We start from the raw sequence: 13489 nt of genomic DNA, 5'->3' as shown, positions 1-13489 counted from the left end.
TCCCGGGACGGAATCATCAAGACGTCGTCAGCACGATCTTTCCGAAGAGTTCGCCCGAGGCCATCTTCGCGAAGCCCTCGCGGGCCCGGTCCAGCGGCAGCACCTCGTCGATCACCGGGCGGACCCCGGTGGCGGCGCAGAAGGAGAGGAGGTCCTCCAGCTCGTCCTTGGAGCCCATGGTGGAGCCGACCACCTTCAGCTCCAGGAAGAAGATCCGGGTCAGCTCGGCGTGCGCGGGGCGGTCGCCGCTGGTGGCGCCAGAGATCACCAGAGTGCCGCCGGGGCGCAGGGACTTGACCGAGTGCGACCAGGTCGCGGCGCCGACGGTCTCGATGACGGCGTCGACCCGCCGCGGCAGCCGCGCGCCGGGCTCGTACGCCTCGACGGCGCCGAGCTCCACGGCCCGCTTCCGCTTGGCCTCGTCCCGGCTGGTGGCGAAGACCCGCAGGCCGGCCGCCTTGCCGAGGACGATCGCGGCGGTGGCGACGCCGCCGCCCGCGCCCTGGACGAGGACCGAGTCGCCGGGGCGGACCCCGGCGTTGGTGAAGAGCATCCGGTAGGCGGTCAGCCAGGCGGTGGGGAGGCAGGCGGCCTCGGCGAAGGAGAGCTCCTTCGGCTTGGGCAGCACGTTCCAGCTCGGGACGGTGACGCGCTCGGCGAAGGTGCCCTGGTAGCGCTCGGTGAGGATGGAGCGGGGCTCGTCGGGTCCGACCCCGTGGCCGGTCTGGCCGATGACGGAGTGGAGGACGACCTCGTTGCCGTCCTCGTCGATCCCGGCGGCGTCGCAGCCGAGGATCATCGGCAGCTTCTCCTCGGGCAGTCCGACCCCGCGCAGCGACCACAGGTCGTGGTGGTTGAGCGAGGCGGCCTTGACGGTGACGGTGGTCCAGCCGGGGCGCCGGTCGGGCTCGGGGCGTTCGCCCAACTCAAGTCCGTTCAGGGGCTGGTCGCGGTCGATTCGGGCGGCGTAGGCAGCGAACATGGCCCCGACCCTAGGCGCCCGCGGGGACCCCGCGGAACCACACACCGCTGTGACACACGTCCCCCGTCACCCCGTCCCCCTCACCACCCCGGGCCGGTCCCCCACGGCCTCACGGCCCCGCACCCGCGGCCCTCCGCCCACGCGAAAGGCCCCCGTTCCCGGCCGATGCGGCGGACGGGAACGGGGGCCTTCGGAGACCCGCGTCGGGCCTGCGCGGGCCGGGGCCCGGAGCCCGGGGGCCCGGGAGCCCGGGAGCCCAGGGGCCCGGGTCGGCCCCGCGCGGTGGGCGCGCGGGGCCGGGGCCTCAGCGGCGGGCGACGCCCTCCGCGCGCGCGGCGGCGGCGACCGCGGCCGCGACGGCCGGGGCGACCCGGTCGTCGAACGGCGACGGAATGACGCAGTCGGCGGCGAGCGCGTCACCGACGACACCGGCGATGGCGTCGGCGGCGGCGATCTTCATGCCCTCGGTGATCCGGGAGGCCCGGACCTGGAGCGCACCGGCGAAGATGCCGGGGAACGCGAGGACGTTGTTGATCTGGTTGGGGTAGTCCGAGCGGCCGGTGGCCACGACGGCCGCGTACTTGTGCGCGACGTCGGGGTGGACCTCGGGGTTCGGGTTGGCCATGGCGAAGACGAAGGCGTCCTTCGCCATGGTGGCGACCGCGGCCTCCGGGACCGTACCGCCGGAGACGCCGATGAAGACGTCGGCGCCGGCGAGGGCGGTCTCCAGGGAGCCGGAGAGGCCCGCCTTGTTGGTGAGGGCGGCGATCTCGCGCTTGACGTCGGTGAGGTCCTCGCGGTCGCTGCTCACGACGCCCTTGCGGTCGGCGACGCAGACGTCGCCGATGCCGGCCTCCAGCAGGAACTTGGCGATGGCCACGCCGGCCGCGCCCGCGCCGGAGATGACGGCACGCAGGTCGCCGAGGGTGCGGCCGGTCAGCTTCGCCGCGTTGCGCAGGGCGGCGAGGGTGACGATCGCGGTGCCGTGCTGGTCGTCGTGGAAGACCGGGATGTCGAGGCGCTCCTGGAGCTTGCGCTCGATCTCGAAGCACCGCGGGGCCGAGATGTCCTCCAGGTTGACGCCGCCGAAGGACGGGGCCAGCCGGACGACGGTCTCGACGATCTCGTCGGCGTCGGTGGTCGCGAGGGCGATCGGCACCGCGTCGACGCCGCCGAACTGCTTGAAGAGGATGGCCTTGCCCTCCATGACCGGGAGGGACGCCTCCGGGCCGATGTCGCCGAGGCCGAGCACGGCGGTGCCGTCGGTGACGACGGCGACGACCTGGGACTTCCACGTGTAGTCGTGGACCAGTTCGGGCTGCTCGGCGATGGCGGTGCACACCTTGGCGACGCCGGGCGTGTACGCGAGGGACAGGTCGTCCTTGTTCCGGACGGGGACGGTGGCCTGAATGGCCATCTTTCCGCCGCGGTGGAGCGCGAAAGCAGGATCGAAGGGCTCCTCCGGAGCTCCTTCCGTACCGCTGTCGCTGCGAGGATTGACGATCTCCGCTGCCATTGGGTGAGACCCCTTTATGTCTTGATGTCGAGGGTTTTCCGCTCCTGGTGCGGAGCGGCGGGCGGGTCCCGCGGTCGCCGTGTCTGGCAGCCGCGCGGGCGCGCCGCACAACGCGCCCTGAGCCCCGGATGAGGGGTGTAAGGATCCTTCTTACCGGACGGACGGCACCGCAGACGAGTCCATAAGCACGCGGTGACGCGACTCATACCGAGCGTTCCCGGACGCGGACGGAGAGCGACTCGTCACGGGATGTCCGGACACATGCGCCCACTACCCGTTCGGCGGCTTTCCTGTCGTCCGAATGCCGAGATGCACCGGAGAATCTCCGGTAGGAGGGGAGGGCGGCGAAAGATGATCCGGCCTTGATGTACCGGCCTGTGGGGATTGGGGGTTCACCCGTTACCCGATTTTGACATCCGGGGCCGTCGGTTTGAGTCGGTCCGAATGGCAAGATGCCGTAATCACACGAGGTCGCGGGACTCGAAGACGCGTACGCGACCATTGGCAACGCCTATGGCAACTCCCTCACACGCCGGAGGATCCCGACCATGACCGCACGCTCCACGCGCTGTACGACCGCCGCCAAGACCCGCACGTCCCGTCTTGCCGCGGTCGCCGCCATCGCGGTCGCCGGCTCCATGCTGCTGACCGCCTGCGGAGACCAGACCGACAGCGGTTCCACCGGCGGTGCCGCCACCGGCGCCCCGAAGGACGGCGGCAACTCCGCGCCCCTCTTCGCGAAGCTGCCCGACGACATCCGCAAGGCCGGCGTCATCAAGGTCGGCACGGACGCCTCGTACGCCCCGATGGAGTTCACCGAGAACGGCAAGATCGTCGGCGTCGACCCCGACATAGCCGCAGCGCTCGGCAAGCAGCTCGGTGTGAAGTTCGAGTTCGTGTCGGGCACCTTCGACGGCCTGATCACCTCCCTGGAGACCGGCCGCCAGGACCTCGTCATGTCGTCCATGACGGACAACAAGAAGCGCCAGGAGGGCCTGGACGACGACGGGAAGAAGATCGGCAAGGGCGTCGACTTCGTCGACTACTTCTCCTCCGGCGTCTCCCTGCTGGTCAAGAAGGGCAACCCGAAGGGCGTCACGTCCCTGGAGGGCCTGTGCGGCCAGACCGTCGCCGTCCAGCGCGGCACGATCTACGAGGACACCTTCAAGGCGCAGGCCGAGAAGTGCGGCGGCAACAAGCTGACGATCCAGGCGTTCGACACCGACGCCGAGGCCCAGACCCGCGTGAAGGCCGGCGGTGCGGTCGCCGACCTGAACGACTACCCGGTGGCCGCGTACATCGCGAAGACCTCCGGCGGCGGCAAGGACTTCGAGGTCGTCGGCAACCAGAGCGACGTCGGCCTCATGGGCATCGCCGTCTCCAAGGACAAGACCCAGCTGCGCGACGCCGTCAAGGAAGCGCTCGACGCCATCATCAAGGACGGCTCCTACGCCGAGGTCCTGAAGAAGTGGGAGGTCGAGGACAGCGCGGTCGCGTCGGCGACCGTCAACGCCGGCAAGTGACCTGCCCCCTCCCCCTCGCACCACTGAAGGGCAGTCGTCATGACTGACAAGATCAGCAAGGACCCGGCCGGCGGCCCGGCCGGGTCCGGCCCCTCGGCCACTCCCCCGGGCGGCCCCGCGAAACTCCCGGCGGCCGTCCCCTACCAGGCGATCAAGGCCGTTCCGGTCCGGCACTACGGGCGCTGGATCAGCGGCGTGGTCGTCGTGGCCCTCCTCGGCTGGCTCGTCTACGCCTTCTCCCAGGGCAACATCATCTGGGACACGGTGTGGGACAAGCTGTTCGACGCCTCGATCATCGACGGCCTGGCGAACACGGTGCTCATCAGCATCGCCTCCATGGCCCTCGGTCTGGTCCTCGGCATCGTCTTCGCCGTGATGAGGCTGTCGAAGAACCCGGTGACGGGCGCGGTGGCGTGGCTCTACATCTGGTTCTTCCGCGGCACGCCGGTCTACGTCCAGCTCCTCGTCTGGTTCAACCTGGCGCTGATCTTCGAGTACATCAACCTCGGGCCGATCTACAAGAACGAGACCGTGGACGTCATGCAGCCGTTCATGGTGGCGCTGCTCGGCCTCGGTCTGAACGAGGGCGCGTACATGGCGGAGATCGTCCGCGCCGGCATCCAGTCGGTCGACGAGGGCCAGACCGAGGCGGCGCACGCGCTCGGCATGTCGCAGACGAAGACCATGCGCCGGATCGTGCTGCCGCAGGCGATGCGGGTGATCGTGCCGCCGACCGGCAACGAGTTCATCAACATGTTGAAGACCTCGTCCCTGGTCTCCGCCGTGCAGTACACGGAAGTGCTCCGCGCCTCCTCGAACATCGGCAGCACGGCGGGCGCGGTGATGGAGATGCTCTTCGTCGCGTCGATCTGGTACCTGGCACTGACCAGCGTGTTCAGCGTCGGCCAGTACTACCTGGAGCGCCGTTTCGCCCGCGGTTCGTCCCGCAGCCTGCCGCCCACCCCCTGGCAGCGGGTCCGGACGAACCTCGCCACCTTCAAGCGTTCCCCGGAGGCAACGGCATGACCGGTCAGCCCATGGTCAAGGCGGAGGGCGTCCACAAGTCCTACGGCGCCGCCCACATCCTGCGGGGCATCGACCTGGAGGTCCGCAGCGGGGAGGTGTTCTGCCTGGTCGGCCCGTCCGGCTCCGGCAAGTCCACCTTCCTGCGGTGCATCAACCACCTGGAGCGGATCGACGGCGGCCGGCTCTCGGTCGACGGCCGGCTGGTCGGCTACCGGCAGCAGGGCGAGCGGCTGTACGAGCTCAAGGACAGCGAGGTCGCGGCCCAGCGCCGGGACATCGGCATGGTCTTCCAGCGCTTCAACCTCTTCCCCCACATGACGGCCCTGGCCAATGTGATGGAGGCGCCGGTCCAGGTGAAGGGCGAGACCAAGGCCGTCGCCCGCGAGCGGGCCCAGCGCCTGCTCGACCGGGTCGGACTGAGCGACCGGATGCACAACTACCCCTCGCAGCTCTCCGGCGGCCAGCAGCAGCGCGTCGCCATCGCCCGCGCGCTGGCGATGGAGCCGAAGCTGATGCTGTTCGACGAGCCGACCTCGGCGCTCGACCCGGAGCTGGTCGGTGACGTCCTCGACGTCATGCGGGACCTGGCCGAGTCGGGCATGACGATGATCGTCGTCACGCACGAGATGGGCTTCGCCCGGGAGGTCGGCGACTCGCTGGTCTTCATGGACGGCGGCGTGGTGGTCGAATCCGGCCACCCGAGGGACGTCCTGGGCAACCCGCAGCACGACCGGACGAAGGCGTTCCTGTCGAAGGTGCTGTAGGGCGTACGGGACGGCCGGAGGCGCCGTGAGGCGTTCACGGGAAGGGGCGGTACGGGCGCGAAGCCCGTACCGCCCCTTCCGCCGTGTCCGGGAGTTACTTCACGGCGAGCAGCAGGGTGTCCGAGGGCGAGCACCAGACCGGCCGGGCCTCGCCGAAGCCGGCGGCGCGCAGGGTGTCGGCGTGCCAGCCGGGCGCGGGCATGTCGCCGTCGGCGTGCTCGCCGTAGATCTCGTAGCGGCGGGCGGTGGGCTCGGCGAGGACCGGGTCCTTCGCGGCGAGCGCCCACCAGTCGGCCCAGTCGAGGACCCCTTCGGCCTTCTCCCGGTCCATCCGGGCGTGCCGCTGGGCGCGCTCGGCGGCGTTGATCCGCGGGGTGGCGGTATCGATCATGTGGTCGGCGTTCATGAAGACGCCGCCCTCGCGGACGAGCCCGGCGACCTGCCCGTAGAGGGTGGTGAGGGGTCCGCTGTGCAGCCAGTGGAGGGCGGTGGCGGTGAGGACGGCGTCGTACGTGTCGTACGGCAGCGCCGCCGTCCACGCGGGGTCCTTGAGGTCGGCGGTCACGAAGGAGACCCGCCCGTCGCCCTCGAAGGTGCCGCGGGCGATGGCGAGGAGCGCCGGGTCGAGGTCCACGCCGGTGCTGACCGCCTCCGGGAACCTCCGGAGCAGCCTGTCCGTGATACTTCCCGTACCGCAGGCGAGGTCGAGGACGCGGGGCTTCGGCCCGACGAGCGCCTCGACCATGTCGAGCATCACGCGGAACCGCTCCTCGCGGTCCGGCATGTACCACTCCTGCTGACGGTCCCAGCTCCGCTGCCAGTCCGCCCAGTCGGTGTCGGCCATGTCCGTGTCCCTCCGTCGTCGGTGCCCGGGCCCGCGGGCGCGCACGGCCCCCGCCGCGGCCGGAGAACGGCACGGCGGAACCCTCGAACCCCCCAGAACGTAATACCCTCGACAGGGAACGAGTCGTTACCCCGTCGACGCCGACCCTAGCCCGCCAGAGTAAGGACTACAAGTGGAACTGGCCTATTACTCGGATTACGCCGTGCGTCTGGTCAACACCGAGGAGCCGGCCCGCGGCAAGGACGGCCTCACCTCCGTCGAGGTCATCAGGGACCTCTTCGGCGGCGCCTCCCAGATGGCCCGCCGGGTCACCGAGGCCGACCTCGGCCGCTTCCGCTCGATCCGCGCCCGGCTGCGCGCGGTCTTCGCCGCGGCGGACGAGGGCGACCAGACCGGCGCCGTCGACCTGCTCAACTCGCTGCTCCTGGAGTTCCCGGTCAGCCCGCAGATCTCCGGCCACGAGACCCTCGACGAGAACGGCCTGCCGCGCTGGCACATGCACCTCGCCGACCACTCGTCCAACGCCACCGCCGGCTACGCGGCGATCTGCGCGATGGGGCTCGCCTTCCACCTCACCGAGTTCGGCGCCGACCGGCTCGGCCTCTGCCAGGCCCCGCCCTGCCGCAACGCCTACCTCGACACCTCCACCAACCGCTCCCGACGCTACTGCTCCGACCGCTGCGCCACCCGCGCCAACGTCGCCGCCTACCGCGCCCGCAAGCGCCTGGAGGCCGAACGGGCGGAGCCCACCGGCCGCACGGCGGAGAACAGCCAGGAGGCCACCACCCCCGCCGACCGCTGACGCCCCGGCGTCACCGGCCGGTACCGGACCAGCACCCGCCCGAGCACCAGCTCGGGCGGCACCGTCCCGAAGACCCGGCTGTCGCCCTCGGCCGCCGGATTGTCCCCGAGCACCCACCACCCGGCGTCCCGTCGCTCGATCAGCCGTTTCACGACGAGCAGATCCTGCTGGAGCGGATGGCGCAGCACCACCACGTCCCCGGCGCCGACCCGCCCCCCGTACCGGACGAACAGCCGGTCCCCGTGCAGCAGCGTGGGCACCATCGACACCCCCGTCACCTCGGCGATCCCGAACGGCGCCGCGCCCGGCGCGCTGCTCTCCCGCTCCGCTCCCACTCCGTTCCGCCCCTCTCCTCGATTCGTCGACTCGCCCACAAGACCCACCCGGACCCCGGACTTTTGACCTAAGCCCCAGGGGGCACTCGCGAAAACGCCCTTCTCACCGAGTAATCTCCCACTTGAGAAGACGATCACGAGGAAGGACGGCTCAATGCTCTCCCGCCTGTTTGCCCCCAAGGTCAAGGTCAGCGCCCACTGCGACCTCCCCTGCGGCGTGTACGACCCGGCCCAGGCCCGCATCGAGGCCGAGTCCGTCAAGGCTGTCCAGGAGAAGTACCAGGCGAACGAGGACCCGCACTTCCGGGCCCGCGCCACGGTCATCAAGGAGCAGCGCGCGGAACTCGCCAAGCACCACGTGTCGGTCCTGTGGAGCGACTACTTCAAGGCCCCGCACTTCGAGAAGTACCCCGAGCTCAACCAGCTCGTCAACGACACCCTGAAGGCCCTCTCCGCCGCCAAGGCGTCGACGGACCCGAAGACCGGCGAAAAGGCCCTGGAGCTCATCGCCGAGATCGACCGCATCTTCTGGGAGACGAAGAAGGCCTGACCTTCCCTCCCCGCTCCGAAGGGGTACGACCGCTTGTCGGTCGTACCCCTTCGGGCTTTTCGGGAGACGGATGGGAGAGGGGCTTCGGGTCAGGTCGTCCGGAGGGTGTAGCGGGTCTTGTCCTTTTCCGTGGCGCCCAGGCGGGTGTAGAAGCGGCGGGCGCTCTCGTTCCAGGTGGGGGTCTGCCATTCGATGTGGAGGAGGCCGAGGCGGGCGGCCTCGGCGCGGACGGCGGCCATCAGGAGGCGGCCCACGCCTTGGCCGCGGGTTTCCTCGGTGAGGTAGAGGCAGTCCATGAAGAGGTACTCGCGGCCTTCCCAGGTGGAGAGTTCGGGGGCGCAGGTGGAGTAGCCGGCCAGGGTGCCGTCGGGGGCCTGGGCGACCAGGCAGCGGAGGCGGGAGGGCGGGCCGGACGGGGGGAAGAGGAGGGCCGCCAGGCGGTCGGCCAGGCCGGGGGCGGGCGGGTCCGCCTTCTCGTACACCGCGTGTTCCGCGATCAGTTCGACCACCCGGGGGAGGTCTTCGGGGCGGGCCGGGCGGATCGTGAAGGAGGGGGTGGCGGGGGTGGGCATGGGGTGGGGTTCCTTCGGAGCGGGGAGGGGGTCAGGCGGCGGCCAGGCAGGGTTCCGCCGTGCCGCCCGCGCGGAGCCAGGCGCGGTACGGGGCCGCGCGGTGGGCCGCTTCGCGGTAGGCGGCGGCCAGGTCGGCGTGGAGGGGGTCGAGGGGGGTGGCGGGGCGGGCGTAGAGGAGGAGGCGTACGGCGAGGGGGTCGCCGCGCAGCGGGCGGACGGCGAGGTCCTCGCGGGGGACGGAGGTCGGCTGGCAGGGGGCGACGGCCTCGCCGAGGGAGATGAGCGAGGAGGCCGTGTGGTAGTCGCCCTGGAGGAGGGGCGGGTCGATGCCGGCGGCGGTCAGGACGCGGCGTAACCCGTCCCATTCGCCGTCCACGCTGGGGTCCACCATCCAGTGGTCGGCGGCCAGGTCGGCGAGGTCCACCACGGGGTGGGCGGCGGCCGGGTGGGCCGGGGCGAGGGAGATGAACTGCGGTTCGCGGGCGACGAGGACGCGGTGGACGAGGCCGTCGGGGACGCGCAGCGGGCAGCCCTCCACCTCGTGGACGAAGGCGACGTCGAGGCGGCCGTCGGCGACGTCGTGGAGCAGGGCGCGCGCGGAGACGTCGACGCGCAGGCCGACGTCGGTGCCGGGGAGGCGGGCGCGCAGCCGCCGCAGCCAGCCCGGCAGGGCCCGGCTGGCGGTGGAGCCGACGTGGAGTTCGGGGCCTTCGGCGCGGGCGGCCTCGGCACGGGTCTCGGTGATCAGCGCGGTCATGCCGGCGACCAGCGGGCGGGCGCGGCTGAGGAGGGAGCGGCCGAGGGGGGTGGGGCGGCAGCCGGTGCGGCCGCGGGAGAAGAGTTCGGCGCCGAGGGAGTTCTCGATGCGGCGCAGCTGGGTGGTGAGGGAGGGCTGGCTCATGCCGAGCTGCCGGGCGGCCTTGTGCAGGCTGCCGGTGTCCGCGATGGCGCAGAGCGCGCGCAGGTGTCTCACCTCCAGCTCCATGGCCTTGAGGGTAGGGCGGGGCCCGCGGTCGCACCAGAGAGCGGAATCCCTTCAACCCGCCTGGAAACAGGGCAGGTCGGGGCCGACGGGACAGTGGCCGGAATGGGGTGATGCGGCCGGGCTATCGGCAGCCGGCATCATTCCGGAACGCTCCGCCGGGCCCGAGACTCTCTCCCGACCCCGATCAGGAGGAGCCCCCCATGCGACACCCCAAGGTCCTCACCTCGGCCCTGACCGCCACCCTCGGTCTCGGCCTGGCGGCCTCGCTCGGCGCCGCCCCGGCGAGCGCCGCGCCGGACGCCGCCCCCCGTACCGCGTCCGCCGTGGCGCCCGCCGTCGCCGGGTACACCGGCGCGACCGGGTACGCCGGTTCGGCCGAGGAGGCGCGGGCGAACCGGGCGTTCTACGAGGCCGTCATGCGGTCGGTGGCGGAGAAGCGGGCCGCCGTGCCCGGCGCCGCCGCCGTCACGGTCGTGTACAGCTCGGCCAACGCGCCCAGCTTCCGTACGCAGATCGCGCGTTCGGCGCAGATATGGAACAGCTCGGTGACCAACGTGCGGCTGGTCGAGGGCAGCAACCCGGACTTCCGCTACTACGAGGGGAACGACTCCCGCGGCTCGTACGCCAGCACCAACGGGCACGGCAGCGGCTACATCTTCCTGGACTACCGGCAGAACCAGCAGTACGACTCCACCCGCGTGACGGCCCACGAGACGGGGCACGTGCTGGGGCTGCCGGACCGCTACAGCGGTCCGTGCAGCGAGCTGATGTCGGGCGGCGGCCCCGGCCCGTCCTGCACGAACGCGATCCCGAACTCCCAGGAGCGGGCCCGCGTCAACCAGTTGTGGCAGTACGGGCTCGCGTCCGCCTTCAAGAGCTGAGACCGGTCCCGGGAGTCGACGCCGGTTCCGGGAACCGGGACCGGCGTCGAGGGCTGAGGCCGGGCGGGAACGGGGCACCGGCTCTCCGGGCCGGTGCCGTCGGCGGCGCCCCCTTCCCCGGGGGCTCCGTCGTCACACGGTGGCCGACAGGAGTCGGCGGCCGAAGTCGGAGCCCTCGGGGAGCTGGCCGCGCAGCCGGGCCAGCGCCCCCTCGAAGTCTCCGCCGGCGACGATCGCCTCGAAGGCGGTGCCGCCGTAGTGCAGGGTCAGGCTGAGGTCGGCGCGCTCGCCGAGGGTGAGCAGGCAGGCCAGGGTGGCCTGTTGGGAGGTCGTGCCGGTGACGACGGGGAGCGGGAGGTCCCACTCCAGAACGCAGTTGGTGAGGGGCTCGGCGCCCTCGGCGGTGGTGAGCGCGGCGAAGCTCGCGCCCGTGTACTCGATTCCCCTGACGCGGGTGGCGACCCGGTCGCCGTCGGCCGTGATGACGATCGCTTCCGCGCCATGGCGGTCCCGGTACCAACCGGTCCAGACTTCTGTCGACTCCGATGACATGCGCGGACTGTAGCGGTATGACCGGCTCCGGCGCGCGGCCGGTCACCCTGTGGCCGGACTTCTCCCGTTCTCGCCCTTCTTGCCGGTGACCTGCGTGGTAGTGGCTTCCGTTCCGCCGGAGCCCGCCGCCCCCGGCGTCTCGCCCGAAGGGCCGTCCGGGGCCTCGTAGTCCGGGCAGTCGGGGTTCCGGCAGGGCAGGGTCCGCCACTCGGGCACCCAGGCCCCGAGGACCTTGTGCCGGGTGGCGGTGGTGGCCAGCGGGTGTCCGCAGGCCGGGCACGCGGGCGCGGCCAGCGGGTCCCGGGTCGTACGGGGCGTCTCGTCACCCATGCTTCCAGGGTAGGCCGCCCGGGGGCGGGCCGCCCGCTACCGCTTCCTGGTGTAGGTGCGGACGACCACGCCGTTGTCGAAGGCGCGGACCTCGCCGAGGTCGAACTCCCGCACCTGGAAGCCGGTTCCGAACATCGGCATGCCGGAGCCGTAGACCTCCGGGTAGGTCTTGACGACGAGTTCGTCGATCTCGTCGACGAGGGCGCCGGCGAGGGTGGAGCCGCCGCAGAGCCAGATGTCGAGTCCGCCCTCCTCGGCCTTGAGTTCGCGGACGCGGCCGACGAGGTCGTCGGCGATCAGCTCGACGTTCGGGTCGGGCGACTCGGTGAGCGAGCGGGTGGCGACGTACTCGCGGAGGTGGGCGTAGGGGCTGGTGATCCCGGCGTCGAGGCCGATCCGGTACGAGTTGAGCCCCTGGAGGACCGTGTCGTAGCGGCGGGCGGGGGTGCCGGGTTCGATGCCGAGGACGGGCCACGCGGGGGCGGCGACGGTCTCGGGGTACTCGGCCTTGAGGAACTCCAGGTACTCGCCCATGACGTAGCCGTACGTGGAGGAGGCGTCGCCCTTCGGGTCGCCGATGAAGCCGTCGATGGTGCAGGCGACGAAGTAGGTGAGCTTGCGCAAACCGGATCCTGTTCCGTTCGGGGGCGTGACCGCGAGCGCGACCACGACAGACATAGTGCTTCATCTGTAGTGGTCGCGCAACCCCGAAAGACGGCCCCTTCTCCCGGCTCCCCGGCCGTCAGCGCGTTCTGCGGGTCACGAACTCCGCCAGCGCCAGCAGGTCTCCGGCCGCCGCGAGGTCCGGCACCGCCCGCGCCAGGTGCTCGACGGCCCGCCCCATCCGCTCGGCCGCCTGCTCCTGCGCCCAGTCCCGGCCGCCCGCCCGCTCCACGGCGTCGGCCGCCGCCCGCACGGCCCGCTCGTCCAGGGCGGTACGGGAGTACAGCTCGGCCAGCTCGTCGGCGGCGGGGGTGCCGGAGGTGAGCGCCGCGACGACGGGCAGCGACTTCTTCCGGGCCACGAGGTCGGCGCCGGCCGGTTTGCCGGTGCGCTCCGGGTCGCCCCAGATGCCGATCAGGTCGTCGATCAGCTGGAAGGCGAGCCCGGCCTCGCGGCCGAAGGCGTCGAGCGCGGCCACCTCCGCCTCGCCCGCGCCCGCGTAGAGCGCGCCGAGGGCGCAGGAACAGCCGAGCAGGGCGCCGGTCTTGGCGATGGCCATGGCCACGCACTCGTCGAGGGAGACGTCGCGCGGGCCGCGCGACTCGAAGGCGCAGTCGGCCTGCTGGCCCGCGCACAGCTCGATGACGCAGGCGGCCAGGCGCGCGGTGGCCGCGGCGGAGGCCGGGTGCGGGTCCTCGGCGAGCAGCCGGAGCGCCAGCGCGTTCATCGCGTCGCCGGCCATCAGGGCGTCGGGGATGCCGAACACGGTCCAGGCGGTCGGCCGGTGACGGCGGGTCGGATCCTCGTCGACGATGTCGTCGTGGAGCAGGGTGAAGTTGTGCGCCAGCTCGACGGCGGCGGCGGGCTTCACCGCCCGGTCCTCCTCGGCGCCCAGCGCGCGGGCGGCGGCGAGCACCAGGGCGGGGCGGATCGCCTTGCCGGCCGGACCGGCGGCGGGCGCGCCCTCGGCGTCCTGCCAGCCGAAGTGGTACATCGCCACACGGCGTATCGAGCCGGGCAGGGTCTCGACGGTGGAGCGGAGCTGGGGGTCCACGGCGGTCCTCGTCCGGTCGAGGAGCTCCGCGGCGCCCGGCCCGTCGGTGACGGGGTCCGCGCTCATCAGGGTCACGGTCGTGTCGTCCTTCACGGGGAGCCGCGCGCGAG

Annotated in this window: 16 protein-coding genes; 6 read left to right on the top strand and 10 right to left on the bottom strand. The window is 72.0% G+C overall.

Annotated elements, in window-relative coordinates; translation table 11 throughout:
* Window positions 1-16 precede the first annotated feature (16 nt).
* Together IE219_RS07565 and IE219_RS07560 are read right to left on the bottom strand one after the other, a co-directional pair.
* Window positions 17-982, bottom strand: a complete 966-nt coding sequence (locus IE219_RS07565; protein ID WP_189975777.1) for a zinc-binding dehydrogenase — start codon at window positions 980-982, stop codon at window positions 17-19.
* A 304-nt stretch (window positions 983-1286) separates the two neighbouring features.
* The gene (locus IE219_RS07560) at window positions 1287-2498 is read right to left on the bottom strand and encodes an NAD(P)-dependent malic enzyme (protein ID WP_189975776.1); all 1212 of its coding nucleotides are present in this window, start codon (window positions 2496-2498) and stop codon (window positions 1287-1289) included.
* A 548-nt stretch (window positions 2499-3046) separates the two neighbouring features.
* Between IE219_RS07560 and IE219_RS07555 the strand changes: the two genes are divergently transcribed.
* Genes IE219_RS07555 through IE219_RS07545 form a run of 3 tightly spaced genes read left to right on the top strand, consistent with a single transcriptional unit; the run spans window position 3047 to window position 5811 of the window.
* A complete protein-coding gene (locus IE219_RS07555) occupies window positions 3047-4021 on the top strand; it encodes an ABC transporter substrate-binding protein (protein ID WP_189975775.1) in 975 nt (324 codons plus the stop codon).
* 39 nt (window positions 4022-4060) lie between these two features.
* Entirely contained in the window at window positions 4061-5047 is a 987-nt protein-coding gene (locus IE219_RS07550; RefSeq protein WP_189975774.1) for an amino acid ABC transporter permease, read from the top strand.
* Window positions 5044-5811: an amino acid ABC transporter ATP-binding protein gene (locus IE219_RS07545; protein WP_308434012.1), complete on the top strand. Its 768-nt coding sequence runs from the start codon at window positions 5044-5046 to the stop codon at window positions 5809-5811. The genes IE219_RS07550 and IE219_RS07545 overlap by 4 nt, the downstream gene beginning before the upstream one ends.
* A gap of 94 nt (window positions 5812-5905) precedes the next feature.
* On the opposite strand, the gene IE219_RS07540 is transcribed toward IE219_RS07545, so the two are convergent.
* On the bottom strand, window positions 5906-6655 hold the full coding sequence (locus IE219_RS07540) for a class I SAM-dependent methyltransferase (protein WP_189975773.1): 750 nt from the start codon (window positions 6653-6655) through the stop codon (window positions 5906-5908).
* A gap of 172 nt (window positions 6656-6827) precedes the next feature.
* Between IE219_RS07540 and IE219_RS07535 the strand changes: the two genes are divergently transcribed.
* Window positions 6828-7457 (top strand): CGNR zinc finger domain-containing protein, encoded by a 630-nt coding sequence (locus IE219_RS07535; RefSeq protein WP_189975772.1) that lies wholly within the window; start codon window positions 6828-6830, stop codon window positions 7455-7457.
* On the opposite strand, the gene sodX is transcribed toward IE219_RS07535, so the two are convergent.
* Window positions 7361-7792, bottom strand: a complete 432-nt coding sequence (gene sodX, locus IE219_RS31625; protein ID WP_229849640.1) for a nickel-type superoxide dismutase maturation protease — start codon at window positions 7790-7792, stop codon at window positions 7361-7363. The genes IE219_RS07535 and sodX overlap by 97 nt on opposite strands.
* A 154-nt stretch (window positions 7793-7946) precedes the next feature.
* Between sodX and sodN the strand changes: the two genes are divergently transcribed.
* Window positions 7947-8342, top strand: coding sequence for a superoxide dismutase, Ni (sodN, locus tag IE219_RS07525; protein WP_030207400.1), 396 nt, complete (start codon window positions 7947-7949; stop codon window positions 8340-8342).
* An 89-nt stretch (window positions 8343-8431) separates the two neighbouring features.
* On the opposite strand, the gene IE219_RS07520 is transcribed toward sodN, so the two are convergent.
* On the bottom strand, window positions 8432-8914 hold the full coding sequence (locus IE219_RS07520; protein ID WP_189975770.1) for a GNAT family N-acetyltransferase: 483 nt from the start codon (window positions 8912-8914) through the stop codon (window positions 8432-8434).
* 31 nt (window positions 8915-8945) lie between these two features.
* Window positions 8946-9899, bottom strand: a complete 954-nt coding sequence (locus IE219_RS07515; protein ID WP_229849639.1) for a LysR family transcriptional regulator — start codon at window positions 9897-9899, stop codon at window positions 8946-8948.
* 200 nt (window positions 9900-10099) lie between these two features.
* Between IE219_RS07515 and snpA the strand changes: the two genes are divergently transcribed.
* Entirely contained in the window at window positions 10100-10780 is a 681-nt protein-coding gene (snpA, locus tag IE219_RS07510) for a snapalysin (RefSeq protein WP_189975769.1), read from the top strand.
* Between the two features lie 132 nt (window positions 10781-10912).
* Here snpA and IE219_RS07505 read toward each other — a convergent pair whose 3' ends face one another.
* The 4 genes from IE219_RS07505 to IE219_RS07490 all read right to left on the bottom strand — a co-directional run bounded on the left by IE219_RS07505 (window position 10913) and on the right by IE219_RS07490 (window position 13445).
* On the bottom strand, window positions 10913-11332 hold the full coding sequence (locus IE219_RS07505) for a DUF6304 family protein (RefSeq protein WP_189975768.1): 420 nt from the start codon (window positions 11330-11332) through the stop codon (window positions 10913-10915).
* Window positions 11333-11374: 42 nt separating this feature from the next.
* Complete coding sequence (locus IE219_RS07500) at window positions 11375-11662, bottom strand: hypothetical protein (protein WP_189975767.1); 288 nt, start codon at window positions 11660-11662, stop codon at window positions 11375-11377.
* Window positions 11663-11698: 36 nt separating this feature from the next.
* Window positions 11699-12286, bottom strand: a complete 588-nt coding sequence (locus IE219_RS07495) for a dihydrofolate reductase family protein (RefSeq protein WP_189975766.1) — start codon at window positions 12284-12286, stop codon at window positions 11699-11701.
* A 118-nt stretch (window positions 12287-12404) separates the two neighbouring features.
* A complete protein-coding gene (locus IE219_RS07490) occupies window positions 12405-13445 on the bottom strand; it encodes a family 2 encapsulin nanocompartment cargo protein polyprenyl transferase (RefSeq protein ID WP_189975765.1) in 1041 nt (346 codons plus the stop codon).
* Window positions 13446-13489 lie beyond the last annotated feature (44 nt).

It is taken from the genome of Streptomyces termitum, assembly GCF_014650175.1.
Taxonomy (GTDB): Bacteria; Actinomycetota; Actinomycetes; order Streptomycetales; family Streptomycetaceae; genus Streptomyces; species Streptomyces termitum.
This window is presented reverse-complemented; position numbering and strand designations above follow the sequence as displayed.

Excerpts from the sequence above, each read along its gene's own strand:
- snpA (WP_189975769.1), top strand. The coding sequence starts at position 10,100 with ATGCGACACCCCAAGGTCCTCACCTCGGCCCTGACCGCCACCCTCGGT.
- IE219_RS07520 (WP_189975770.1), bottom strand. The coding sequence starts at position 8,914 with ATGCCCACCCCCGCCACCCCCTCCTTCACGATCCGCCCGGCCCGCCCC.
- sodN (WP_030207400.1), top strand. The coding sequence starts at position 7,947 with ATGCTCTCCCGCCTGTTTGCCCCCAAGGTCAAGGTCAGCGCCCACTGC.
- IE219_RS07500 (WP_189975767.1), bottom strand. The coding sequence starts at position 11,662 with ATGGGTGACGAGACGCCCCGTACGACCCGGGACCCGCTGGCCGCGCCC.
- IE219_RS07505 (WP_189975768.1), bottom strand. The coding sequence starts at position 11,332 with ATGTCATCGGAGTCGACAGAAGTCTGGACCGGTTGGTACCGGGACCGC.
- IE219_RS07555 (WP_189975775.1), top strand. The coding sequence starts at position 3,047 with ATGACCGCACGCTCCACGCGCTGTACGACCGCCGCCAAGACCCGCACG.
- IE219_RS07490 (WP_189975765.1), bottom strand. The coding sequence starts at position 13,445 with ATGAGCGCGGACCCCGTCACCGACGGGCCGGGCGCCGCGGAGCTCCTC.
- IE219_RS07545 (WP_308434012.1), top strand. The coding sequence starts at position 5,044 with ATGACCGGTCAGCCCATGGTCAAGGCGGAGGGCGTCCACAAGTCCTAC.
- IE219_RS07565 (WP_189975777.1), bottom strand. The coding sequence starts at position 982 with ATGTTCGCTGCCTACGCCGCCCGAATCGACCGCGACCAGCCCCTGAAC.
- IE219_RS07560 (WP_189975776.1), bottom strand. The coding sequence starts at position 2,498 with ATGGCAGCGGAGATCGTCAATCCTCGCAGCGACAGCGGTACGGAAGGA.
- IE219_RS07550 (WP_189975774.1), top strand. The coding sequence starts at position 4,061 with ATGACTGACAAGATCAGCAAGGACCCGGCCGGCGGCCCGGCCGGGTCC.
- IE219_RS07515 (WP_229849639.1), bottom strand. The coding sequence starts at position 9,899 with ATGGAGCTGGAGGTGAGACACCTGCGCGCGCTCTGCGCCATCGCGGAC.
- IE219_RS07540 (WP_189975773.1), bottom strand. The coding sequence starts at position 6,655 with ATGGCCGACACCGACTGGGCGGACTGGCAGCGGAGCTGGGACCGTCAG.